The sequence below is a fragment of the Acetobacter sp. P5B1 genome, from assembly GCF_018811985.1.
Classification (GTDB): domain Bacteria; phylum Pseudomonadota; class Alphaproteobacteria; order Acetobacterales; family Acetobacteraceae; genus Acetobacter; species Acetobacter cerevisiae.
In genome coordinates, this window is sequence record NZ_JACRVS010000012.1 from 52,041 (window position 1) to 77,013 (window position 24,973).

Below are 24,973 nucleotides of genomic sequence, written 5' to 3' on the forward strand. Positions count from 1 at the left end.
GTGCCTCTTCATTCACCCGATTTCAAACAGGCCTTCAACTTCAACCGGGGCATCCAGCGGCAGGGAGGGCACGCCCACGGTGGAGCGGGCATGGCGACCGGCATCCCCGAACACTTCAACCGCCAGATCGGACGCGCCGTTCATGACGGAAGCGTGTGCCGTGAAGTCCGGCGTGCAGGCAATAAAGCCACCCAGACGCACGACGCGCTTCACGCGGCTGAGGTCACCGACAGCGGCTTTTACCTGTGCGATCACGTTGATCATGCTGTAGCGCGCTGCTTCCACGGCGGTATCCACAGCAACAGCGCCACCGAGCTTGCCAGTTGCAAACAGCTTGCCATTAGCCAGCGGAAGCTGACCGGAGACAACAAGCAGATTGCCGGTCTGCACGCAGGCCACATAGTTGGCTACAGGGGCTGCCGGTGTGGGCAGGGTGATGCCGAGGTCTTTCAGGCGGGCTTCAGGCGTGGTGCTCATGAGATGCGAGTCCTTAATTCAAAGGGTTCTGGCAGGCCCGGGCTAGCTGACCAGCCGCAGGCTGCCACGTTTGCGGGGAGCAGGGTCGCTCTCCTGCGCGGGGAAATCAAGCGGCAGAAGCGGGTCCGGGTCCATCTGGCTGTCCTGATGCGGGCCATCGGGCAGCTTTTTATCCAGATACGCATCAGACAAGGCGCGGAATGTGTAGTCCAGCATGGAGGTGGCGTAAGAGGCCACAGGGTCTCCCTCCACCGTGCCGGACGGGCCGAAGCAGGAATAGGCAAAGCTGCTAACATACGCTTCCAGCGGCGCGCCATATTGCAGACCGATACTGACAGCTTCCCCAAAGCTTTCCATCAGGCCTTTGACCATGGAGCTTTCCCGGGTGGGGTTCAGCGCCAGTTCACCCAATGTGCCGTCTTCATACTCACCTGTGCGCAGGAACAGCCGGTGGCCGCCAATGCTGGTTTTCTGGGTAAAGCCGCCGTGCCGCGGGGGCAGGGCGCGGCGCATGCCACGCTCCAGCTTGCGGACCAGCGTTTGCGCAGTCGGGTCAGGCCGGGCGGGCATCCGGTCAATAAAGCCGGTCAGAGCGCGATACATGGCCATATGGGCGTTCGGGCCGGGGAGCGGCAGCACCGGTTCACCAGCCAGTGCGCCGGCGAGGGCTGTTTCTGTCGTAAAGCCGCGGGCGTCCAGTCGGTTGCGCGTACTGGGGGACAGTCGGCCATCGGGTCGGAGCAGGGAGAAGACCGGGGCCATCCCGCAGGCTTCCACACCCAGAAGTCCATCTACCGCGCTGCATGTAGAAAAGCCGGTTTCCACCGTAGCCAGAGGCGTCTCGGTTGCCACGGCGGCTTCCCGCCACACGGCCCGCAGTGTCTCGCTCAGGCCAGGCAGTACAGTGCGTACGGGCGGCAGCGGCAGGGACTCGGGCCCTGTTCCGGAATGGGCGGTCAGGGTCGCCAGTGTGGCAATGGCGCAGGCGGCGGCGCGGCCATCTTCACTGTCATAATCCAGACCGACTCCAGCCAGACAGGCATCGAGGTTGGTGAGCATAATGTCACCGGCGATGACGGGCGGGGCGGGCTGTTCATCACTGTCTTTTGCAGCCGGTTTGACCGGGGCTTCCGCTTCCGGGGCCGGCGCAAACAGGTCGGGCAGTGGCAGTTCACCATTCCGCTGGTCTGCCGTGGTGCGGGCCGCACTGCGCAGAACAGAGGAGAGCAGGCGGATAGCAGCCACAAAGGTCTCAGCCGCAAAGCCCTCGCCGGGAGAGATAAAGGCGGCCAGATTCACCAGAAAGCCGGGGGGGCGATCAAACTCGCAGGACCAGACGGGTTCCGTGGGGGCAGCCTGCCGCAACAGCAGCAGCCACACCAGAGAGCGGGCCGTTGCATCATCCTGCGTCAGCGTATCCACCCAGCGGGAAGCAACGGTTGCAAGGTCCACGGCATGTGTGCCGGGCACAAGCTGGGCCAGAGCGGAAGCTGCGTCTGCATCCCACTCAGCGGGCAGTGTCACGGAGCGAAGGGGCGCATCCGGGTCAGCTGCGGCCTGTAGCGTGCTCATAAGCACGCCGTTCCAATGGCGTCTGGCTCTTGTCATGGGAGGGAGTTTACGCGTGTCCCAAACCCCGGTGGAACCCGTGCCAAGCGCCATTTGCGGTATACAATGCCCGGTATAACGAGGATATGGGGGATAACTTTTCACACGCCCGGTTTTGCTGGCACTCCGGCAGATCTGATCGAGTGGAGTTGATCGATTATCCCCCAAAAAACATGGACCAGCGGGGCTGTGGAGTCTTATCCTCAGACCCATGGCAAACTTCGGAACATGGCTGCATACCCGTCGCAAAGGTCGCCTGATTGGCAAGGATGATGACGGTCGATGCTATTACGAATCCACAGGAGCCACCCGGCGTGGCGGCGGCGTGGACCGGCCCGAACGCTGGGTGATTTATCTGAAGGGGGAAGACCCTTCCGCCGTGCCGCCGGAATGGTGGGGCTGGCTGCATCATACGCTGGATGCGCCGATCCCGCAGGAGGAGCGCAAGCCCTGGCAGTTGCCGCATCAGCCCAACATGACCGGCACCGCGCAGGCCTACCGGCCAGCGGGCAGCCCCTATAAAACCGGCCAGCATCCTCCCGCGACAGGAGATTACGAGTCCTGGTCTCCTGAGGCGTGATCTGAAACGCATTCCCTGCTAAGGTGCGTGTCCAGACAGGGAGTAGACAGGACGCATGGCTTCAGTAACGGCAGTAAAACCCCGGCGCACTTCTATGGAATTGCTGACCGGCGTTCTTGTTCTCGGCCTGCTCGGGCTGATGCTCGTTGCCGCTGTGGTAGGGGAAGGCCGCAAGACCGACACCACCGGATACCGGCTGCATGCCGGTTTTTCCCATATTGACGGACTGGGCGTTGGCTCGGACGTGCGGCTCGCCGGTGTGACCGTAGGGCAGGTGGTTTCCGCGCGCTTAAACCCGCAGACCTTCAAGGCAGAAGTCACCTTTACCGTGCGGCCAGATATCAAGCTGCCGACGGACAGTGCTGCCATCATCACCAGTGACAGCCTTCTGGGCGGCAAATACATCGCCCTCTCTCCCGGTGGCGACGACCACATGATGGCGGCTGATGCGACTATCAGCGAGACGCAGGGCGCTATCAGTCTGGAACAGCTCCTCAGCAAATTCATCTTCTCGGTGACCGATACGCTGACCCGCGCGAACAAAGATGCCGCCGGGAGCAAAGCGCCCGCTGCCGGGGATGCAGGCAAGGCCGATCTTCCATGAGCCGTTCTGATCTGACGCTGACTGCCTGAAGAGGACGACCCCGCATGGAAAGCCCCAAACTCTGGCTGCAGGATGATGGGCAGCCTCTTTCCTGTCAGGAAAAATTGCGTGTGCTTGATGAAAACTGGCAGGAAGTGCAGGAGATTCTACAGGATGCGTTTGAGGATGCCGTGTTGATGGGTGTGAGTGAGCAGGGGATGCGTGCGCATCTGACCGACCTTGTCGCCTCTCTTCAGTCTCCGCATCAGGGAAACAAAGCATGAGCATGAAGCATTTTTCCCGTCTGGCCCTTCTGGGCGGCATGATGGTTGCGGCGGGTGGCAGTTGGGTCGTTGCAACGCCTCATGCGCAGGCCGTGGGCACACCTCTGGCTCCCCCCGCCGTCTATGGGCAGGGTGTATGGCAGGGCAAGGGAACCGCGGTGGTGCGGGTGCTCGACCGGCTGGACGCGCATGTAGAGATGATTTCGGTCCCGACGGGAACCACAGCGCACTACAAGAGTTTGGATATTAGCGCGGGCCGGTGTCTGGAACGGCCTAAGACACTCTCCCCCGATGCGGCCGGGTGGCTGGAGTTGCATGACACGCATCCTGATGGGGCAACCTTCAAGGGCTGGATGCTGGCCGCAGAGCCGGGTCTGGGTGTGTTTGAAAGCGCTGTGTATGACGTGCGGATGGTGCGGTGTGAGGGGGCGGATGTTGCCCCCATGACGCCTCCGCTTCCAACGCCCGCTGTGCCCGTGCTCACGCCGTCTGCGGGGGACCAGTCTGCACCCACGGGTGATGGGGCTGGCAACGGCGGGAGCCATGCACCGTCTGGTTCTGGCACGCCACCTGCGGGAGATGCTCCTCCCGCATCTCCTGAATTCGGCGGGGAATATTAAGCCGGACGGGCCTGACCGTTCATAACGGTGCGGTCTGTCTTGCTTTTCAGGGGAGTTGTCGGGCCGGACAGGCTCAGGCATCGTTTCATGAAGCAATCGGGCGTCAGCACAGGGGCTGGCTGATCCGATCTGTGGCAAAACAAGACGAGGTGTACGTGATCGGTTCTTCTTCCAGTCAGGAATTTCGCTTTCAGGTTCCCTCTCTGGATCAGGCGGCGTTCCTCCTAGATTTTGACGGCACTCTGGTTGATATCGCCCCCACGCCAGACGCTGTGGTGGTGCCGGAAGGGCTGCCGGAAACTCTGCGCCGCCTGCGTGCGGCCTGTGGGGATGCGCTGGCCATTGTGTCTGGCCGGTCGATTGATCAGATTGATCATTTTCTGGGGGATATCCCGTTTGCCGTGGCCGGTGAGCATGGCATTGCCGTAAGGCATCGCCCCGGAGGCCCGATTGAGCGGGCAGCACTTCCGTCAGTTCCGCAATCATGGTTTGCCGAAGCGCGGGATCTTATTGCCGCCTGGCCCGGTGCACGGCTGGAGCATAAGCCGGGTGGGTTCGTTCTGCATTATCGTGCTGTGCCGGAAGCCGGAGCAGCCCTGCGTGAGGCGGCTGAAAACTGGGTGAAGGGCACCAATGGCACCTTTGAAGTCCAGACGGCAAAAATGGCGTGGGAAGTCCGGCCTGCAGGTGTCGATAAAGGCTATGCCGTCAGCATGCTGATGAAATCTCTCCCCTTTGCTGGCCGGAAGCCAGTTTTTGTGGGCGACGATGTGACGGATGAAGACGGCATGGCCGCAGCAAAGCGTCTTGGCGGTGTTGGTCTGCGTATTCCCATTGATTTTCCAAACCCGACGGCATTTCGTGCGTGGCTTGCTTCTCTGGTTGAAGGGAAGGATTAAGCTATGGGGCGTCTGGTTGTTGTTTCCAATCGTGTTCCTGCGCCGCGGGACCGATTGCAGCCCGCTGGCGGGTTGGCCGTTGCCCTGCGTGCGGCGTTAAAAGAAGGCAGTTGCCTGTGGTTCGGCTGGTCCGGCCAGCAGGTTTCTGAAAAAGAGGGACATGACCCGGAAGTCAGTCTCGATAAGGTGGAGAACGTCATCTACGCTACGATCGACCTGACACATTCGGAATATGACGGGTTTTACCAGAAATATTCCAACGGCATCTTATGGCCGCTCTGCCATTACCGCGCTGGCCTTATGGATTATGACCGGAAAGATCAGGTTATTTACCAGAACGTCAATGAGCTGTTTGCCCGCAAATTGCTGCCGCTTTTGCAGCCGGGTGATCAGATCTGGATTCATGACTATCATCTGTTCCCGCTGGGGCAGGCGCTGCGTGATCTGGGTGTGACAGCCCCCATCGGGTTCTTCCTGCATATTCCGTTCCCGCCATGGAGCCTGATGCGGGCTTTACCGGAAGCTGATGCTCTGCTGCGCGCCATGCAGGCGTACGATGTGATCGGTCTGCAGACGGAGGACGATGCCCGGAACATGAATGACGGGTTCTCCATCGTCGGCGTTAAGGCCAAGGCTGAGGTCTTCCCCATCGGGATTGATCCGGACAGTTTTGCCAAACAGGCTGAAGACGGGTTGAGCAATCCGGACGTACAGCGCCTGAAGGAAAGTCTGCACGGTAAACCATTCATTATTGGGGTGGACCGGCTGGATTATTCCAAAGGCCTGCCGGAGCGCTTCAAAGGGTATGAAATCTTTCTGGAGCGTTACCCTGAGCATAGGGGGAAGGTCGTCTATCTTCAGGTAACACCCGTCTCCCGCGGGAATGTGCCGGAGTATCGCGCCCTGCGGCGGGAGCTGGATGAAGCTGCCGGACGTATTAATGGCACCTATGGTGACTTTGACTGGACGCCCATCCGGTATCTGACGCATCCTGTGCCACGTGCCCTGCTGGCCAGTTTCTACCGACTGGCAGATGCAGCGCTTGTTACCCCTTTGCGGGATGGTATGAATCTGGTCGCCAAGGAATATGTGGCGGCACAGGATAAGGCGAACCCCGGTGTGTTGATTCTCTCGCATTTTGCAGGGGCCGCGCCGGACATGGAGGCAGCTCTGATGGTTAATCCGCATGATGCAGATGATATTGCGGATGCCCTGCACAAAGCTCTGACCATGCCTGATGGGGAGCGGCGTGCGCGGTGGGATCATCTGGAGCCGGACGTCTGGCGCGTTACGGCGGTGACGTGGGCGCGTGATTTCATTCAGGCTCTTGGGAAGGCGCGTTTAGCGTGAGATCAGCATTTTCTACCAGAAAAATGGGTCTCTTTCTGGCGTTGGCTGGCGCTTTGGCGCTGGGTGTTGTGTGGTGGGTGGAACATGTTCTGCACATCATGCCCTGTGAGTTGTGTCTGGTTGAGCGCTGGCCCTGGCGCATTCTGATCGTTATTGGCGTGATTGATGTTCTGCTGCCCGGTGCCGCAGGGGAACCTGTGCTGTGGCTCTGTGTGCCGACTCTGCTGGCTTCTGTTGGTCTGGCGTTTTGCCATGCCGGGGTGGAGTGGGGCTGGTGGCCCAGCCCGTTGCCGGGGTGCCATGCTCCTCATATTACCGGCACCACCATGGCGGAGCGGCTGGCTTCCATGCCGCTTCTGCCTTCCAAACCATGTGACGCCCCGACTTATTTGATTCCGGATCTCCCCTTGTCCATGTCTGTCATGGGCGGGCTGTATGCGGCGGCTGTGCTGGGCGTGTTTGCTATCTGGCGCTATCGGCTTAGCCGGACTGCCCGTAGAATATTTTACTAAAAGAGAAAAAAGCTGGAAGCCGCCTGTACATAACATGCAGGCGGCTTCCAGCGTGTACCGTTCAGGGTATTCTGTTCCCTGTCGTCATCCTGTGCTAATATTTCCGTAAGCAATGCGGCTTTGTTGGCCCGTTTCGTCTAGATATATAGCCACACTCAAATAGGCAGCCCTGGGAAATTTCAATGACGGCATACGATAAGAATAAGAAGCTAGACTGGAGTGTATTTGATTGTGTCTGGTACAAAGAGAAATACAAAGATGTCCTGAGCTTCTTACAGATTGAGACTGATGAGGCTGTTCAGGAATTTTATAAAAATGACGGTGCCAGCCTTAAGCACTCTCCCAATCCCTATTTTGATGAAGACTGGTATCTGAGCAAATATCCTGCCGTTGCTGAGCAGATCAGCCGGGGGGAGTTTCGGTCTGGGTTTGAGCATTATTGCCAGAAAGGCTTTGCGTCTCATAATCCCCACTGGCTGTTTGACGAAGAGTTTTATCTCAAGCGTCACCCCGATATTTCTGATGTCAGTCTTGCCGAGCAGGGGTTCAGAAACGGGTATGACCATTACCTGAATATTGGGGATTTCCAGTATAGCAGCGGGTCATGGTTTTTTGACCCCAATGCCTATCTGAAAGGCGGCCAGGCCACCACAACCGAATTGGGACCGTATTCTCAGTGTGTGCGGGCGACGGTACCTGTTGCTGGCTATGGCCATAGACTGTCCTGGTATTTTGACCCGGAATGGTATCTGGAAACTTATCCGGAAGTGCGTAAGGAGCTGGATGCCAAAGAGTGGACATCTGCCCTGCATCATTATCTGGCTAATAAAACACCAACATTGTTCAATCCTAATCCGTATTTTTCAGAAGAATTTTACGGCAGTGTGAATAACGATGTGTCCGGTGCGGTCGAAAGCAAACACTTCCGCAATTTCTTCGAGCATTTCCTGAAATATGGCGTGCATGAACTGCGTAAGCCGCTCTCCACGGTAGATCTGGAAGGCTATTTCCGGAACCCGGCCGTGCAGCAGGAAGTTAGCCGGGGGGATTATCCGGATGCCTTTGCCCATTACATCGCGCATGGCGGCAAGGTCGAGGATGACGCAGCTTTCCAGAAGGAAAGCGAGCACGTCTCCAAGAAAATCTATCACGAAATGTGCCGGATCCGGATGCCGCTGCTGCTAAATCAGGAGCTGGACTTTACGTACGAATATCCTGATTTTACCGTTATTATTATTGCGCATAACCATTTTGCCATGACGCTGAGCGCCTTGGCGTCTCTGCGGGCCAATTATAATGGCCCGATGCAGGTTATTGTGGTGGATTCCGGCTCAACAGACGGGATGCGTACTATTGAGCAGCATGTGCGTGGGCTGGAAGTTATCCGCTTTCCGGGGAATATCGGGTTCCTGCTTGGCTGTAATGCAGCGCTTGAGAAAGTCCGCGGTCCTTTCACGCTGTATCTGAATAATGATCTCGAGCTGATGCCCGGCGCTATGGGCAACGCGCTGGCGCGCCTGCGGAGTGAGCCCCAGACCGGGGCAGTCGGGGCCAAGCTGGTGCGGACCAACGGCATGTTGCAGGAAGCCGGAAGCATTGTCTGGCGGGATGGCTCCGTGTGCGGTTATCTGCGCGACAAGCGTCCGGATGTGCCCGAGGCTAATTTTGTCCGCTCGGTTGATTTCTGCTCCGGTGCGTTCCTGCTGGTCCGGTCCGATTTGCTGAAAAAGCTGGGAGGGTTCGATACGGATTATGCCCCGGCATACTTTGAGGAAACGGATCTGTGTATCCGGATTCATGAAGCCGGATTTGATGTGGTGTATGACCCCTCCATTGTGGTCATTCACTATGAATATGGCACCTCCGGTTTTATCAGCGGTGCATCCATGATTGCGCGTAATCAGGAAATCTTCCGCAAAAAGCACGGGGCGTATCTGCGGCAGAAAAACCTGTTCCATGAGCGTCTGCTGGTGCGGGCGCGCTCGTCCGCCACGCGGCAGAAGCGGATTCTGTTCATTGAAGATCGCCTGCCGTATCGCTTCCTTGGGTCAGGGTTTACGCGGTCCAATGATGTCATCCGGAGCATGATTGATCTGGGATATCATGTCACGGTGTATCCGGTTTACCGGCCGACTGAACCGATGGAAGAGATTTGCAGCTCCTTCCCGGATCGTGCGGAAGTCATCTGGGATCGGGAATTGCCGGAACTGGAAGACTTCATCAAATCCCGTGCTGGCTATTACGATCTTGTCTGGATTGCCCGCACCCATAATGCGGACCGTCTGGCGCCAGTACTGATGCAGTGTGCGGACGCCATTTCGTCCCGTGCGGTGATTATTGACACCGAGGCCGTGGCCGCCCCGCGTGAGCATCAGAAGCGTGTTCTGCGGAATGAGGGGGATCCTGAACAATCCGTTGAAGAGATGCTCACGCATGAATTCCGCCACCTGTTCATGGCGGAGAAAATTGTTGCCGTGAACAAAAAGGATGCAGAAATCCTCAAGGAGAATGGCTTCCCGAACGTCGGTGTTCTGGGGCATATGCAAAAGGCGCTTCCGCATTCTCCGGGATGGGATGCGCGACGTGATATCCTATTCCTTGGCGCAATGCATGACATTGATTCTCCCAATGTCGACTCTCTGGCCTGGTTTAGTAGTCAGGTTCTGCCGCTTCTGGATGGACGGCTGCCTGATGATGTAAAATTCACGGTTTGTGGTTACATCAATCCAAAGGTTGATCTTAAGCCGCTGACGAAAAATCCCCGTGTCAATCTTCTGGGGCGCGTGCCAGATGTTGGCCCTGTTTATGACAGGCACCGGATTTTTGTGGCGCCGACGCGCTTTGCGGCGGGTATTCCGTATAAAATTCATGAAGCCGCAGCACATGGTCTTCCCATTGTAGCGTCGTCCATTCTGTGTGAGCAGGTTGGCTGGACGCCGGGTGAAGATATGCTGAGTGTGAGCACAACAGACCCGCAGGCGTTTGCGGATGCCATTGTGCGGCTTTATGAAGATAAGGTACTCTGGGAAAGCATACGTGAGCATGAACTTGCCCGCGTGCGGGATGATCATTCGCACCAGAAATATCTGGAACAGCTCAAGGCTCTTCTCAGTTTCTGATAAAATCCTGTTTGTGTTGCGAGACTAAAAACAGGCGAGGGTTTGTGGGGTGTCTTGGTATGGCATCCCACAAAACCCGCAGCTGCTCTGGGTAGAGATTTCTCAGAAGAAAAAAATCGTTATTATTTGCTAAAGTTCAGTGCTTCTGAGGGGCAGGTATAATTTTCTGTGTCAGCTCAAACAGGCGAGCACAGGCTTTGGGGCCGAGTGTGCTGACCTCATCATAAGAAAGCCAGCGGGCCTCAAGGGCGTCGTCTGCGGCGTGGGGTTCAGTAGGATGTGGGGTGTTTTCCTCACACAAAACCGCAACAATCACATAATGAAAGGCCAGCGTTCCATCTGGTGTGTGATGGAGGCTGTCAAAAACATCAACGGTTTGAAGTGCTTGTGCAGTCAGGCCGGTTTCTTCCCGTAATTCACGCTCGGCTGCCTGAAACAGTGTTTCTCCAGCCTCAACGCGCCCACCGGGGAAACCCCACAGGCCGGCATCCGGCGCATTGGCCCGGCGTACCAGCAAAACATTCTGGCCGTGCCGGACAAGAGCCAGAACGCCGACACGTGGCATGAAGGACGGAGTTGCAGTAGTCATAACCAGAAAATGCAGAAACTTTCCCGCAATGGTCAAGTGTTGCGCGGATTTTACGCGGCAGAACGGGTGCATCCCTGTAGGAACATGCCCGCTTTTCGCAGGTTGAATGCAACACATGGGACGCGGAGCGTTTAAGCTACGTGAACTCTGTCCGGCTGGTTCTGTAACGGGACTGGCGAGGCAGGACAGTTATCTTTGACGTTTCAGGAGTCTGATCATGACGGCAGAAACCCTTACCATTCCGGGGCTGGCCAAGCCCGCATCCCGCATTGCTCTGGGGACATGGGCAATTGGGGGCTCTATGTGGGGTGGCCCGGATGATGTGAATGCCGCCAAAACCATTGAGAAGGCGCTGGATCTGGGCATCAACGTCATTGATACAGCGCCTGTGTATGGGTTGGGGCATTCGGAAGAGGTGATTGGCCGCGCGCTGGAAGGCAAGCGGGATAAGGTCATTCTGGCGACCAAAGTCGCGCTGAACTGGCAGGATGGCAACGTGTTCCGCGATAGCCGGCCGGCCCGCATTGCGCAGGAAATTGAAGACTCTCTGCGTCGCCTGCGCACGGATCATATCGACCTGTATCAGGTGCACTGGCCGGACCCTAAAACCCCGATGGAAGAAACCGCCCGTGCGCTGGAAAAACTGGTGAAGGACGGCAAGGTGCGGGCGCTGGGCGTGAGCAACTTCTCGCCTGCCCAGATGGATGAGTTCCGTAAATTTGCACCGCTGGCCACTATTCAGCCGCCCTATAATCTGTTTGAGCGCGAGATTGAACAGGACGTTCTGCCTTACGCCATCAAGAACAATCTGGTTGTGCTGGCCTACGGGCCGCTGTGCCGCGGATTGCTGTCTGGTCGTATGACGGCGGACCGTAAATTTGAAGGCGATGATCTGCGCAAGAGCGACCCCAAATTCCAGCAGCCGCGCTTTGGCCAGTATCTGAAGGCCGTGGAAGAACTGAAGGCCATTGCAGAAAAGCATGGCAAGAGCATGCTGGCTCTCGCCATTCGCTGGGTGCTGGACCGTGGGCCGACCATTGCACTGTGGGGGGCCAGAAAGCCGGAGCAGATCAGCGGTGTGGATGAGGCCTTCGGCTGGAAGCTGGATGAGGCCGATATGAAGGCCATTGATGCCATTCTGGCCCGCGATATTACGGACCCTGTCGGCCCGGAATTTATGGCGCCCCCCGCCAGAAGCTGACGCACACCACAAGACCTGTGGTGACCGCAGGGCAGGCGGTCAGGGGGAAGCGTTGACGAAACGCTACGTTTTTTCGCAAGCTTAACCCCCATGAAAAAGCCGCCCGCCCACGCTGACCGGCCTTCCCAACAGGCCACAGTCTGCCAGTTTCCGCTCCAGCAGGTGCTGAACCGGACGCAGGCTGCGGAATATCTGGGTGTGCCAGCGCGCCGGCTGCAGGCGCTGGCGCTGCTGGGCGGTGGACCGGAGCGGGTCCGCCAGTCCGGTGGTGTGGCCCAGTTCCGTAAAGATGATCTTGATCAGTATAGTGCTGAGATGTTCAGCCGGGCTGGCTTGTCCTCTGATGCCTTAAACCGTTATCGCGGCATGCGCGCCGCCAGTGGCTATGCCGGGCGGGATGCCTTCATGGATATGGCCAGCCGGGATGAACTCTCGCAGGCCTGCGCCTACGTAGGGGGCAGGGTGATTATCCTGCTGGGGATGGTGGTGATTGTGCTGTCCCATACGCCCCTGTCTCGTTTTCTGTTTCATATGCAGTAAGGCGTATCTTCTCTCATCTCGTTTGCCTTTGGGAATGAGGCTTGCAGGCCGCCGGGCTGCGCACCATGTTGGAAACCATGGCCACACGTACCGCTCCCGATTCCGCGTCTCGTTCTTCCTCTGCTCCGGCGGCTAAGCGCGGTAAGAAGCGCGGCACGCTGAGTGAGCGGGCTGCCAGCCTGCCGCCTGTTACGTTTGAGCCGGACCGTCAGGCCGCCCGCCCCAAGCTGCGGCGGATGGAAGTTGTTTCAGAATACGAACCGGCAGGTGACCAGCCACAGGCGATTGCTGATCTCCTCAAAGGGATTGAAGAGAACGAGCGGGATCAGGTCCTGCTGGGTGTGACGGGGTCCGGCAAAACCTTCACCATGGCCAAGGTGATTGAAGCCACCCAGAAGCCCACCCTCATTCTGGCCCCCAACAAGACCTTGGCGGCGCAGCTTTACGGGGAAATGAAGCAGTTTTTCCCGAACAATGCCGTCGAATATTTTGTCAGTTATTATGACTATTATCAGCCGGAAGCCTACGTGCCCCGGTCTGATACCTATATTGAAAAAGACAGCCAGATTAACGAGCAGATTGACCGGATGCGTCATGCCGCAACGCAGGCGCTGCTGGAACGGAACGATGTGATTATCGTGGCGTCCGTGTCCTGCATTTACGGTATTGGCTCGGTCGAAACCTATTCCCGCATGGTCGTCAAACTGGAGCTGGGCGGGGAGATTGACCGGGATCGTCTGGTGCGCGGGCTGGTCGAACTGCAATATCGCCGGAATGATGCCGCCTTTACCCGTGGCACCTTCCGTGTGCGAGGCGAGACAGTGGATATTTTCCCCGTGCAGAATGAAGACCGCGCCTGGCGTGTCTCTCTGTTTGGGGATGAGATTGACGGGATTATTGAGTTTGATCCACTGACTGGTGAAAAGACGGCTGATCTTCAGGAAATTACCATTTACGCCAACAGCCATTATGTGACGCCCCGCCCGACGCTGAAGCAGGCTGTTGTTGGCATCAAGCAGGAACTCCGCCAGCAGCTCGATAAGTTCACCCAGGAAGGCAAGCTGCTGGAAGCCGAGCGGCTGGACCAGCGCACCACGTTTGATCTGGAAATGATTGAAACGACAGGCGTGTGCAAAGGGATTGAGAACTATTCCCGCTATCTGTCAGGCCGCAAACCCGGCGATCCGCCACCGACCCTGTTTGAATATCTGCCGGAAGATGCACTGCTGATTGTGGATGAAAGCCATGTGACGGTGCCGCAGATTGGCGGTATGGAGCGCGGAGATAATGCGCGGAAATCCATTCTGGCCGAGTTCGGCTTCCGCCTGCCATCCTGCCTTGATAACCGCCCGTTGAACTTTGCCGAGTGGGACAAGTTCCGCCCGCAGAGTGTTTTTGTCAGCGCCACTCCCGGTCCGTGGGAAATGGAACGCACAGGCGGTGTGTTTGCCGAACAGGTGATCCGCCCCACCGGCCTGATTGACCCTGTGACAGATATTCGCCCTGTGGAGCATCAGGTGGATGACCTTCTGGCCGAATGCCGCGCCACGGTTGCCAAAGGTGGCCGTGTGCTGGTGACGACGCTGACCAAACGCATGGCGGAAGATCTGACCGATTATCTGCATGAAGCCGGAATCCGCGTGCGGTATCTGCATTCCGATGTCGATACGCTGGAACGGATTGAAATTATCCGCGACCTGCGGATTGGCGCGTTTGATGTGCTGATTGGCATCAACCTGCTGCGAGAAGGGCTGGATATTCCCGAATGTTCGCTGGTGGCCATTCTGGATGCGGATAAGGAAGGCTTCCTGCGCTCCCGTACGTCACTCATTCAGACCATTGGCCGCGCCGCGCGTAACGTGGAAGGGCGGGTGCTGCTTTACGCTGACAAGATGACGGACTCTCTGGAATACGCCGTGGAAGAAACGGCCCGCCGGCGTGAAAAGCAGATGGCGTGGAACGAAGCGCATGGCATTACGCCGCAGAGCGTGCGCAAGAATATTGGCGCAATCGTCTCCTCCGTGTTTGAGCAGGATTACGTCACCGTGGCCCCCGATGAAGATACGGGTGTGGCCGAATTTGTCGGGCAGGATCTGGATACGGCGATTGCCGGGCTGGAAAAACGGATGCGTGAAGCCGCAGCGGATCTGGAGTTTGAAACAGCAGGCCGCCTGCGGGATGAAATCAAGCGGCTGGAAGCGCTCCAACTGGGGCTGGAGGCGCCCCCTGCTCCGGCTTCCACGGCGGGGCAGAAATCTTCTCCGCGCCGCAAACCGAAAAAAGAGCAGGTTCCGCGTCCGCTGGGGCCGGGCGGTGGTGGGTACGAGCCCAAACCCAAACGGGGACGCAGCCGCAGCAAGGCGTGAGGCTATTTGGCCTCTGCCGGGTGCGTGGCGTCCTGTGCCGTATGGGGCAGGGAGGGAAGTGGCGTGTCCTCTGCGGAGGATGGTAGTTCCGCGTCTGAAAGCCAGCTTTTCACCAGCGTGTAGGTGACGGACAAAATCATCGGACCGACAAAAATGCCCACCAGACCGAAGGCGGCCAGGCCGCCAATCACGCCCACCATAATCAGCACCAGTGGCACATTGGCCTGTTTGCGGATGAGGAAGGGGCGCAGCAGGTTATCAATCACAATGGCAAGGATGGTAAACACGAGCAGCACCACGGCTGAGCCAAGGCCGTGGAAGAAAAACATCCAGATTACTGCGGGAATAAGGGTAACACCCGGACCTGCCTGAAGCAGGCAGGCAATAAAGGTGATGGCCGTCAGAATACTGGCCCAGGGCACCCCTGTGAGAAACATGCCAAGGCCGCCGACTGCACTTTCAGCCAAGGCTGTGACGGTCACGCCAATGGCGACACCCCGGATGGTGCGGCCTGCCAGCAGCACCATTTCCCGCCCGCGTTCTCCTGCCAGAGCCGAGCCAAAGTTCATCACCAGATTGGCGGCGGCTTCTCCGCGTGTGTGGAGGGCTGCCAGAATAATCAGCGTGAGCAGGAACTGGAGCGCCAGCATGCCAAAGCTGCCCGCATAATCCAGCACCCAACCAATGATCTTGCCGGTATCAGGCAGAATACGGTTGGCCAATTGTGGCAGACGGACATTTTCAATCTGCTGCCACCAGACGGTTGTTTTGGGGCCGATAAAGGGCAGATGCTGTAGCCATTCCGGTTCAGACGGAATGCGGAAGGCCAGAGCGGAATCCGCAAGAGTTTTCAGTTCGGCTGTGTGGGTCAGCACTGTGGTGGTCGCCAGCCAGAAGGGCAGGACATAGACCATTATGGCAACAAGACTGGTCACGGTCACCGCCAGCCCGCGGCTGCCCCACAGAAATTTCTGGATATGCAGGAGCAGGGGCCATGTGGTGACCCCAATGGTTACGGCCCAGATCGTGGCAGGCAGAAAGGGACGGACCACCCAGAGCGAGCAGAGGATCATCCCGACAGCCGTCATGGCCGCCAGAACGACGCGTGTCTGGCGCGCTGGTGTATCACCGGGGGGAGGGGTGTTTATCGTCATTTCGTCCGTTTCATCCCTGTCTGGGTGCTGTAGAGGTAACGGAGGTCTGCGGGCATGCCAATCATGGACATGACGGAGGCGTCATTTTTTTCTACAAGAGCGTCAGACACTGCCAGAGGGCAGAAAAGAGCGCACCGTTTTTTATGGAAAACAGGGTGCGGGCAATTGAGGACGTAGATGTCAGATCAGATCAACGACAAACCCGCCACCTCTGAGGGGCATAAAGCACGACGCGGCGCAGGCTTCTGGGCATTGTGGGGCGGTGTGGGGGCTGTAGCCCTGCTGGCAGCTTCCGGCGGCGCTGGCTGGATTTTTCTCAACAAGGTTGATCTCGGAGGTTTTGTGGCGCGGCGCGCAACGGCCGCTTTGGGGCGGACCGTGCAGGTGGGCAGTCTGTATGTCACACCGGGCCGCTGGCTGAAGGTTGAGATTGCCAATGCGCGTCTGGCCAATATTCCCGGAGGCACCGGGCCGGATATGGTGCGGGTGGGGCGTCTGGCGGCGGAGGTCAAAGCTTCATCCCTGCTGCACGGCCCGATGCTGGTGCGGCATGTAGCGATTTCTGATGTGTATGTGATGGTGGAGCGTACGCCGCAGCGCCTGCCCAACTGGCGTTTTGGCAAGCAGGCTGAGGCCGGAGCAAAGCCTGCCGCCAGCCACCCGCCAGCCGGGCCGGATGACCGGAGCAGTTACCCGACGGCGTTGGATGTGGCCGTTCAGAATGGGGAGGTCATTTACCGCACCGCCCATGGCTCGGAATTCCGCACGACGCTGAAAACCGTCACTCTGCAGACGGATGGGGCGGACAAGCCCGTCCATCTGGCGGTTGATGGCGCGTATAATGATACGCCGGTGACCATGACAGCCACCATGCAGCCCTTCTCCATCCTGCGGCAGACCAAAACGCCCTACGGGATTGATATGGAGGCGAAGTCCGGGGACATGACCATCACGTTCAAAGGGACGGCAACAGACCCGATCAACGCAGATGGCATCAAGGGCGCTGTCACCTTCAACAGCCCGACCTCCTGCCCGATGATGCAGATTGCCGGCCTGCCTGCCCAGCAGGATATCGCCATGCAGATGTCCGGCCAGTTTGAGCATGAGGGCGATCTGTGGAGCGTCACGCAGGGCAAGGGGATGGTCAAGGATAACCCCATGACCATTACGCTCATGCGGCTTGTGGAAGGGGACCACGGCAAACCGGACCATGTGACGGCGGATATTGCCTTCAGCCAGTTGAACCTGAATGAATTTCTAAGCCACCAGAAATCAGTCAATCCGTCCGAAACCGATATTCCGCTGACGGTTGATTCTGCGCCGGACCCGCTGATTGATGCGCATCTGTCGGTCAAACAGCTGTCTTATAACGTGCTGCATTTCTCAAACATGACACTGGCAGCCTCGGTCAAACCCGGTACGGTGGCGGTGGATATGCTGGCGCTTGATTATCTGGGGGCCAGTCTGAAGGCATCCGGTAAGATTGAGGGTGCTGACAAAGGCGCGGCGCATGTGGGGGCTGCCGTAAATGTTTCTGGTGCGGATATTGAAAAACTGCGTCAGGCACTGGGTTTTGGTCCCGTTCCCATTGCAGGCCGGGTGGACATGCAGATGCGGGCCGATGCCACTCAGAAGACGCTGAACGCCGCCGTGCATGCAGCCGATGTGGCGGCTGCTGTCTCCATGACCAATGGCAGTCTGGATCGGAAGGTGATTGGACTGGTTTCTGCTGATTTGCGGATGCTGTTCAACAAACCAAAGGGCATGACGCCGGTGTCCTGCATGCTGGGGGTGGTCAGTTCTCGCGGCGGGGTTGGGCAGGCGCTGCCGCTGCGCATCCGCACAGGGGAGGGGACTGTGGCGGCCAATGCCCGCTTTGACCTGAACAGAAAATGGTTTGATCTGACATTTGGCAGTCAGGCCTCCACCACGGGGCGTTTTGCGCTGGATATTCCGGTGCGGGTCAGCGGCAGTTTCAGCAGCCCGATGGTGCGTCCGGCCAGCTGGTCTGCCGAGGGACGGGCCATGATGGCCCAGACAGACCGCCTGAATGTGCTGCCCGCCGGGGTGAAGGAATTTGCCCTGAAGAACGCCTGTTACCGGGCTGTTGGGAAGTAAGAGGCTGCGGCAGGGCTTGTTCCTGCCGCACTTCCCTTCTACCGTCCGTCTGGCAAAAGTGTTCATATCTGGACGGAACGCATGACCATGTCAGACACCTCGATACAGCCGGATTACGCGGCTCTGGCCACAGCCCCTGTCTGTGCCGACCCGTTCCCGCATGTGGTTGTCCCGCATTTTATTCGCAAGGATGATCTGCCCCGGCTGTTCGCCAGCCTGCCGGACATCCAGTCGGGTGGCTCCTTTCCGCCATCGGCCCTCACACTCTCCCCGCTGATGCAGTCTGTGGTGCAGGCTATGGAAGGGCCGGAATTGCGGCGGATCATTGCTGAAAAATTCCATCTCGATCTGGATCATGCGCCGACCATGCTGACCATTCGTGGCCGCACACGGGAGAAGGATGGCCGGATCCATACGGATTCCCTCGCCAAGCGTGTGACCGTTCTGCTGTATCTCAACCCGGCGGAACAGGAGAGCTGGCACAAGCAGGAAGGCTGCGTGCGCTTGCTGCGTGGGCCGCATGATATTGAGGATTATGCGAAGGAAGTGCCGCCGGTAGAAGGCACGTTGCTGATCTTCCCCAACGGTCCCACCACATGGCATGGCCACCGTCAGTTTGTGGGCCAGCGTTACACCATTCAGCTGAATTATATGACGGAAGATGCCCGCGCACGGTCTGAACTGCGGCGGCACCAGCTTTCCGCCATGGCGAAAAAAATCTCACTCCCCGGCCTTGCGGGCTGAGCCGCCTTATTTTTGTAAGCTCAGTGTTCAAAACAAAGGATTTAAGAATGGCTTTTCCCTTTTCCACAACGTTCCGCAAAAAGCAGTCTGGCAGACGCGCAATGTTGCGGACACTGGGGGCGTCTCCTCTTGTTCTGGGTGCCGCCATTCTGGCCGGTACCGCACTGTCCTCCCTGCCGTTGACGCCTACCGCCTGTGCGCAGCAGATGCCGTCTGCTCTGGTGCCAGCAGCACTCAGCAGTGCGCAGGTCGTCCGCGCGACATTGCCCAATGGCCTGCGTGTGGTGATTGTGCCCAACCGTCTGGCGCCAGTGGTTACAACAGAAATCAATTATCTGGTGGGTTCGGCTGAAGCGCCAGAGGGCTTTCCCGGCACGGCGCATGCGCTGGAACATATGATGTTCCGTGGCAGTGCGGGACTGGATAAGGACCAGCTGGCCGCTGTGGGTACCCGTCTGGGTGGCAGCTATAATGCGGACACGACTGAGGACGTCACGCAATATTTCTATACCGCACAGGCGCAGGATCTGCCGGTTCTTCTGAAAATTGAAGCCCTGCGCATGAAGGGGCTGACGTTATCAGAAGCAGACTGGAGCAAGGAGCGCGGGGCGATTGAGCAGGAAGTCTCGCGCGATCTGTCCAGCCCGGCTTATCTTTACCTGCAACAGTTGCAGTCCATCCTGTTTTCCGGAACGCCCTATGCGCATGATGCGCTAGGGACCCGCCCGTCCTTCGATAAGACAGATGCAGCCCACCTGCGCGATTTTTACGAAAAATGGTATGCCCCCAACAATGCCGTTCTGGTGATTGCGGGGGATGTAAACCCGGTGACTGCGCTGGATCAGGTGCGGGAAACCTTTGGCGCTATTCCACGCAAAACGCTGCCGGAGCGCCCCAAGGTGACGCCGGTGCCGCCGCCAGCGAAGACGCTGACCTTCCCGACAGATTATCCGGTGGGGTTTGCAACGTTGGCTTACCCCATGCCGGGGCGCACGGCGGACAATTTTGCTGTGGCGGATATTCTGTCCGACGTGCTCGGCAGCCAACGCGGGGCACTGTATGATCTGGTGCCGCAGGGCAAGGCGCTGTTTGCCGGATTTGAATATGCACCGAAAAAAGAGGCTGGTTTTGGTCTCGCTCTTGCTGCGTTTCCCAAAGGGGGGGATTCCGCAAAAGCCCTGAATGATGTGCAGACCGTTCTGGAAAAAATCAGGAAAGAGGGCGTTCCCGCAGAACTGGTAGAAGCTGCCAAGAAGCGCGAGATTGCCCAGCTTCAGTTTTCCGCCAACTCCGTCAGCGGTCTGGCGGCACAGTGGTCCACCGCGCTGGCCTTCCATAATCTGGACGCGCCCGGTGATATTGTCGCCGCTTATCAGGCCGTCACGCCGGAAGCCGTCAACCGTCTGGCTGCAACCTTGCTGGACCCGGCCCATGCGGTAACGGCTGTTCTGACGCCGGAAGCCTCCGGCAAGCCCGTAGCAGGCAAAGGGTTTGGTGGTGCGGAATCCTTCGCGTCTACGCCGGATAAGCCGGTAAAGCTTCCGGACTGGGCAGAAAAAGCCTTGTCCCATCTGGAAGAACCAAAACCGACACCTCAGCCGGTTGTCAGCACTCTGCCTAATGGTCTGAAGCTGATTGTCTGGCCGTCTCATGTGAGCCACACCATTCAGCTGTCTGGTGAAATCCGTCAAAATGCTGCGTTGCAGGAACCAGCAGGTAAGGAAGGGGTGGGAGATTTGACGGAATCTCTGTTCTCCTACGGCACCACAACGCATGACCGTCTGGGGTTCCAGAAAGCGCTGGATGATATTCCGGCATGGGAGAGTGCAGGGAGTGGTTTTTCTCTTCAGGTTTTGACGCCTGATTTTGAAAAAGGGATTGCGCTGCTTGCAGAAAATGAACTGCATCCGGCCTTCCCGGAAAAAGCGTTCCAGATTGTGCGGATGCAGGCTGCACAGGGGCAGGCGGGCCTGCTGGTCTCTCCCGGCTTCCTGTTTGGCAAAGCTGTAAAAACAGCGTTGCTGCCGGAAAAAGATCCTGAACTGCGGAATGCGACACCACAATCCATCATGAGTGTCTCTCGGGATGATGTGGTCAAATATTATCAGGCAGCCTGGCGGCCTGATCTCACCACGATTGTTGTGACCGGGGATGTCACGCCCGAAAAAGCACGCTCTGTTGTGGAACAGGCTTTTGGCGGCTGGAAAGCAGAAGGCCCGAAGCCAGCGGTGGATCTGCCGACGGTGCCGCTCAGCAAAGCCTCCCGCGCCAATGTGCCGGATAAGAACAGCGTGCAGGATACGGTGGTGCTGGCGGAAACGCTGGGTCTGACCGCCTCACATCCTGACCATTTCCTGCTACAGCTTGGCAATGAAGTGCTGGGTGGTGGTCTGTTCTCTTCCCGCCTGTATCGGGACCTGCGGGTGAAGACGGGGTATGTTTATTCTGTTGGCAGCAGTTTTGATTGGGGCCGCACGCGCGGTGCTTATAACATTGATTATGGGTCTGACCCGGATAAAGTTGGTAAAGCCCGTGTCGCTGCCTTGCGGGATCTGAAATCTATGCAGACAGCGCCTCCGACGGAGGATGAGCTGTCTCTGGCAAAAGCCTCTCTGCTGCGCAGTCTGCCGCTGCGTCGCGCCAGCCTGAGCGGGATTGCCGCGCAGTATCTGGGGCTGGAAGAGCTGGGGCTGCCTCTGGATAATACCGACCGCGCCGCACAGGTTTATTACAAAGCGACGGGGGCTGATGTGCAGGCAGCATTCCGAAAATGGATCCGTCCGGATGATCTGGCCCAGATTGTCAAAGGGCCAGCGCCAAACTGGTGAAAGTGTGAAACGCCTCTCTTCAGAAAAGTCCTGAGGAGAGGCATTTTTTTAGAGTTGGCCTTCTTCCACCCGGACTGTCTGTTTGAGCGGGAAGAGTTCAAAATGGGACAGTGTTGCACCGGCCCCGGTTGCACTCAGGCGCAGCCGGTCCAGCGGGGTAGCGGGGAAGAGTAATGCCGAACCCGTTTGCTGACCGTTATTGACGAAGACTTCCACCGAACATTTATCCAGAACAATATGCAGCGTGATTTTGCGCTGGTCCGGTGTGAGGGCTGCGGAAAAGCTGTTTGTAAAGAACGGGTGCGAAAAGCCTTTGAGTTTGCCACGGTCCAGCCAGAGCTGGGCGGTAAAGGCGTCAAACCCGATGGAGAGGGTTTCCTCATTACTATTGAGGAAATTGAGAACAAACCGACCACTTCGGCCTTTGTCTCCCGGGGGGAGGCCTGCAGGCTGGGCATCAATTTCTGCGCTAATCCGCACTTCACGCGCGCCAGAGGCGGGCAAGGGGGTCTCCCAGCTGCTGCCGGCTTCCATGCGTGAGGGAGGTGTCGCGTCCGGCGCCGTACCACGGAGTGCGGTCAGATTTTCAGGCTGCTGGATGAGCTTGAGTCGCTGTGTTGTATCCGGTGCCAGACGGACCCGGCGCGGGAGAGACATCACACCACGCCAGGAATTGGCCGGTGTTTCCTGACAATATTGCCAGTTGTTCAGCCAGCCAATGGACACCGGATTTCCTGATGGGACATTAGTGAAAAATTGCAGGGCATAAAAGTCTTTTGCAAAATCGACAAATTCTACGGTGTCAGATTCTGGCACAAATCGGGAGCCGTCAAATGTCCCGACAAAATATTGCGTAGCCCTTCCGCCCTGCGGCGCGCCGGGGTTGATGGATACAAACAGAACCCACGCCGTCTTACCGCCTTCTATCGGGATTTCCACAAGGTTGGGGCATTCATAATCCACCCCGGTAATTCCGGAAGGCCCAAAGCGGCTGAGTTCGGTCCATTGCAGGAGATTGGTTGAACCAAAAAATGCAATCTGATGCGCGCGGGAGAGAGCGACGCACATAATCCAGCGTTGCGTTGGCGCATGGAAAAAGACCTGAGGGTCCCGGAAGGAAGAAAGCTGCAAGTCCAGAACAGGGTTTTGAGCATATTCTGTAAAGCTGAGCCCGCTATCCGTGCTCCAGGCCAGATACTGGCTCTGGCGGTCAGGGGCTGCACGGGTGTAGAGCGCAACAATCCCCCCGGTGTTTTCCGGAAACAGACCGGAGGAGTTGTGAGTATCCATTACGGCACTGCCTGAAAAGGCTTCTCCGGCGGCGGTCTGATCAATCGCAACAGGCTGATCCTGCCAGTGATACAGATCCGGGCTGGTCGCGTGGCCCCAATGGACGCGGCCTGCATACGGCGCAAAGGGATCAAACTGATAATAAAGATGCCATTGCTTACCATCATGAACCAGACCGTTCGGGTCGTTCATAAAGCCGATGCGAGGCGAAAAATGGATGGCAGGCCGGTATTCCGCATCACTGAGGGTGGTGCTGGGTGTGGGTGTAATGCCGCCCGGGCGGTCAGCAGGTTCCGGATGGGAGGCTTCGGGTTCCGTTTTGCCACGACGCAGTGGGCTTCCCCCTTCTGTGGGGTCTGCAGCAGCAGGTTTGGCGGTAAACAGGCTCACAATGCTCTGTGTGGCGGCAGCAAAAAGGCCAGCGGTGCGGCGGCGTGTCAGCATGGTCTGGTCTTTCTCCGTCTGGCCTGAGGAAACAGGAAGCCCTGTTTGCAAGGCCAGAACAGAGGAGAGAAGACCGTCAGGCCCTGAAAGGAGGGCCCTGTTTCACTACAGGCGTTAAAAAGTCAGTTTTCTGGCTGTGGTGAGGGGTGACGGAATTCCATCACCAGTTCAAGATCATAATGAGCAGAAAGCGCTTCGGTTGCCGTACGCGATGTGTTGTGAACACGATAGCGGCAGAGAATTTCCGGCAGGTAGCCGGGGCTGAGGTCGCAATCAATGAACTTCAGCCAGAAATCATAATCTTCCCAGCCTTCTTCAATGTGGCAGAACCCGCCAACGCGTTCCCAGGCATCCTTGCGGATCAGGGCCATGACGTCCACGTAGTTGTTTTTCTTCATCCGGGCGGCGTCCCAGATATCAGCATGACCGATGCCTTTACGGTCACCAAATTCCTCAATCTGGGTGTAGACAGCAGGGAAGCCACCGTTCATCAGTGCCGTGTAAGTCTTTTCCAGTGCTTTGGGGTAGATCGTGTTGTCTGCATCCATGATGAAGACGGCTTCACCCAAAGCATTTTCAAACGCGACGTTACGGGAGAAAGACGGTCCCTGATTGCGCTTGTTCTGGATCAGCGTTGCCCGATAGAAGCGCTGCTTGTTTTCTTCCATCCATTCAGTGATGACCTCGATTGAGTCATCGCGCTCTGACAGATCATCCACCACGACAAGATCAATATTGGCGTGCGTCTGGTCAAAGACAGAGTCCAGACACTCACAGATGACAGCGGCATAATTGAAGTTGGTGACGCAAACTGTAATCAGGTCTTTGGGTTTTCTGCTCTTTTTCTTGAAAGAAAACTCAATATTGCCAGCAGGGGCCCACGGCTTCAGGACGCTCATTTCAGGTTGCTCCACACGGAAGAAATATAGTTTTTCAGATCCAGATTTTTGGAATTGAAGATGTCTTCGTTCTGCAGAACCTCGAAAATATTCTTCTGGATTCTGGCGGCTTCCTTCTGACCCTCTTCCGTACGGGTCAGCCACTCGATCAGATTCGGCATGTGGCGTGGTGTTTCGGCCAGATAATGCTCACCGTTTTTGTAAAGCGGATGCGGGAAGCATTCTTCCGTCACGATGATAGAGCCGGATGCCATGCCCTGTTTGACAATGCGATGCCACTCAAAGAAGCAGTTATCGTCACGATGAACGTTAAGAGAAATTTTTGAGTTCTCGGAAACGTAGCGCGGCAGGCGGGCGAGAATATCGTAAAGACCGGAACTGGGGATGGGGCCATCCGCTTTCCGGTAGTATAAGAAATTCTGATAATCGGACAGGAATGCCGCAGCACGGGAGAAGAATTTCTCTCTCTTACGGGAAGCATTCCCGAAGAAGCTGACATCAATGCTCCGCTCATTGATAGGCGTGAATGGAGAAGACGCTTTCTGTGCAGGTTGGGGCAGAACACGGAACAGCGGGTGCTTCTTGTCAGCACCCGAGAGTTCGCAGGCTTCCATTTTTACCGGCGGGTCAAAGTGGAAGACGTTCAAGCCGACATCTGAGAAGGATTTCAGGTTCTGGTAACACAGATCCATCACGCCGGCGGCCATCATGATGTAGATGATCCCACGGGTGAACCACAGTGTTTGCGGCTGTTCTGTATTGAACATG

The 24,973-nt window shown here is 57.6% G+C and carries 20 protein-coding genes and 1 pseudogene; 14 read left to right on the top strand and 7 right to left on the bottom strand.

Annotated elements, in window-relative coordinates; all coding sequences use genetic code 11:
• Positions 1 to 12: 12 nt before the first annotated feature.
• Entirely contained in the window at positions 13 to 477 is a 465-nt protein-coding gene (locus tag KP703_RS09470) for a RidA family protein (protein WP_215754632.1), read from the bottom strand.
• 42 nt (positions 478 to 519) lie between these two features.
• Positions 520 to 2,085, bottom strand: coding sequence for a vitamin B12-dependent ribonucleotide reductase (locus tag KP703_RS09475; protein WP_215754633.1), 1,566 nt, complete (start codon positions 2,083 to 2,085; stop codon positions 520 to 522).
• A gap of 211 nt (positions 2,086 to 2,296) precedes the next feature.
• On the opposite strand from KP703_RS09475, the gene KP703_RS09480 reads away from it, so the two are divergent.
• From KP703_RS09480 to KP703_RS09515, 8 genes are all read left to right on the top strand, one after another.
• Entirely contained in the window at positions 2,297 to 2,665 is a 369-nt protein-coding gene (locus tag KP703_RS09480) for an NADH-ubiquinone oxidoreductase subunit NDUFA12 family protein (RefSeq protein ID WP_215754634.1), read from the top strand.
• 55 nt (positions 2,666 to 2,720) lie between these two features.
• Entirely contained in the window at positions 2,721 to 3,269 is a 549-nt protein-coding gene (gene mlaD, locus KP703_RS09485; RefSeq protein WP_215754635.1) for an outer membrane lipid asymmetry maintenance protein MlaD, read from the top strand.
• Positions 3,270 to 3,313: 44 nt separating this feature from the next.
• On the top strand, positions 3,314 to 3,532 hold the full coding sequence (locus KP703_RS09490; RefSeq protein WP_043551328.1) for a hypothetical protein: 219 nt from the start codon (positions 3,314 to 3,316) through the stop codon (positions 3,530 to 3,532).
• A complete protein-coding gene (locus KP703_RS09495) occupies positions 3,529 to 4,152 on the top strand; it encodes a DUF2155 domain-containing protein (protein ID WP_252353976.1) in 624 nt (207 codons plus the stop codon). Before KP703_RS09490 ends, KP703_RS09495 begins: the two co-directional genes overlap by 4 nt.
• A 155-nt stretch (positions 4,153 to 4,307) precedes the next feature.
• Complete coding sequence (gene otsB / locus KP703_RS09500) at positions 4,308 to 5,051, top strand: trehalose-phosphatase (RefSeq protein ID WP_062273541.1); 744 nt, start codon at positions 4,308 to 4,310, stop codon at positions 5,049 to 5,051.
• Between the two features lie 3 nt (positions 5,052 to 5,054).
• Complete coding sequence (locus KP703_RS09505; protein WP_215754636.1) at positions 5,055 to 6,401, top strand: trehalose-6-phosphate synthase; 1,347 nt, start codon at positions 5,055 to 5,057, stop codon at positions 6,399 to 6,401.
• On the top strand, positions 6,398 to 6,913 hold the full coding sequence (locus KP703_RS09510) for a disulfide bond formation protein B (RefSeq protein WP_215754637.1): 516 nt from the start codon (positions 6,398 to 6,400) through the stop codon (positions 6,911 to 6,913). The genes KP703_RS09505 and KP703_RS09510 overlap by 4 nt, the downstream gene beginning before the upstream one ends.
• Before the next feature lie 182 nt (positions 6,914 to 7,095).
• The gene (locus tag KP703_RS09515) at positions 7,096 to 10,032 is read left to right on the top strand and encodes a glycosyltransferase (protein ID WP_215754638.1); all 2,937 of its coding nucleotides are present in this window, start codon (positions 7,096 to 7,098) and stop codon (positions 10,030 to 10,032) included.
• 136 nt (positions 10,033 to 10,168) lie between these two features.
• Here KP703_RS09515 and KP703_RS09520 read toward each other — a convergent pair whose 3' ends face one another.
• The gene (locus KP703_RS09520; protein ID WP_215754639.1) at positions 10,169 to 10,621 is read right to left on the bottom strand and encodes an NUDIX hydrolase; all 453 of its coding nucleotides are present in this window, start codon (positions 10,619 to 10,621) and stop codon (positions 10,169 to 10,171) included.
• 217 nt (positions 10,622 to 10,838) lie between these two features.
• Here KP703_RS09520 and KP703_RS09525 point away from each other — a divergent pair, with 217 nt between their 5' ends.
• The 3 genes from KP703_RS09525 (at position 10,839) to uvrB (ending at position 14,728) form a co-directional block, all read left to right on the top strand.
• Positions 10,839 to 11,822 (top strand): aldo/keto reductase, encoded by a 984-nt coding sequence (locus KP703_RS09525; protein ID WP_061506188.1) that lies wholly within the window; start codon positions 10,839 to 10,841, stop codon positions 11,820 to 11,822.
• Between the two features lie 90 nt (positions 11,823 to 11,912).
• Positions 11,913 to 12,362 (top strand): hypothetical protein, encoded by a 450-nt coding sequence (locus KP703_RS09530; protein WP_061506187.1) that lies wholly within the window; start codon positions 11,913 to 11,915, stop codon positions 12,360 to 12,362.
• A 77-nt stretch (positions 12,363 to 12,439) separates the two neighbouring features.
• The gene (gene uvrB / locus KP703_RS09535; RefSeq protein ID WP_215754640.1) at positions 12,440 to 14,728 is read left to right on the top strand and encodes an excinuclease ABC subunit UvrB; all 2,289 of its coding nucleotides are present in this window, start codon (positions 12,440 to 12,442) and stop codon (positions 14,726 to 14,728) included.
• Between the two features lie 2 nt (positions 14,729 to 14,730).
• Here uvrB and KP703_RS09540 read toward each other — a convergent pair whose 3' ends face one another.
• Positions 14,731 to 15,882 carry an AI-2E family transporter gene (locus KP703_RS09540; RefSeq protein WP_215754641.1) on the bottom strand — a complete coding sequence of 384 codons (1,152 nt, stop codon included), beginning with the start codon at positions 15,880 to 15,882 and terminating at the stop codon, positions 14,731 to 14,733.
• A gap of 177 nt (positions 15,883 to 16,059) precedes the next feature.
• Between KP703_RS09540 and KP703_RS09545 the strand changes: the two genes are divergently transcribed.
• The 3 genes from KP703_RS09545 (at position 16,060) to KP703_RS09555 (ending at position 21,572) form a co-directional block, all read left to right on the top strand.
• Positions 16,060 to 18,000, top strand: a complete 1,941-nt coding sequence (locus tag KP703_RS09545; protein ID WP_215754642.1) for an AsmA-like C-terminal region-containing protein — start codon at positions 16,060 to 16,062, stop codon at positions 17,998 to 18,000.
• An 81-nt stretch (positions 18,001 to 18,081) separates the two neighbouring features.
• Positions 18,082 to 18,744, top strand: a complete 663-nt coding sequence (locus tag KP703_RS09550) for a 2OG-Fe(II) oxygenase (RefSeq protein WP_062143963.1) — start codon at positions 18,082 to 18,084, stop codon at positions 18,742 to 18,744.
• Positions 18,745 to 18,791: 47 nt separating this feature from the next.
• A complete protein-coding gene (locus KP703_RS09555; RefSeq protein ID WP_373687467.1) occupies positions 18,792 to 21,572 on the top strand; it encodes a M16 family metallopeptidase in 2,781 nt (926 codons plus the stop codon).
• A gap of 48 nt (positions 21,573 to 21,620) precedes the next feature.
• Here the strand turns inward: KP703_RS09555 and KP703_RS09560 are convergent, their stop codons facing one another.
• From KP703_RS09560 to KP703_RS09570, 3 genes and pseudogenes are all read right to left on the bottom strand, one after another.
• A complete protein-coding gene (locus tag KP703_RS09560; protein WP_215754643.1) occupies positions 21,621 to 23,306 on the bottom strand; it encodes a glycoside hydrolase family 32 protein in 1,686 nt (561 codons plus the stop codon).
• A gap of 122 nt (positions 23,307 to 23,428) precedes the next feature.
• A complete protein-coding gene (locus tag KP703_RS09565; protein ID WP_215754644.1) occupies positions 23,429 to 24,205 on the bottom strand; it encodes a glycosyltransferase family A protein in 777 nt (258 codons plus the stop codon).
• Positions 24,202 to 24,973: pseudogene (locus KP703_RS09570) on the bottom strand (hypothetical protein); the annotation flags it as partial. The gene KP703_RS09565 and the pseudogene KP703_RS09570, both read right to left, overlap by 4 nt.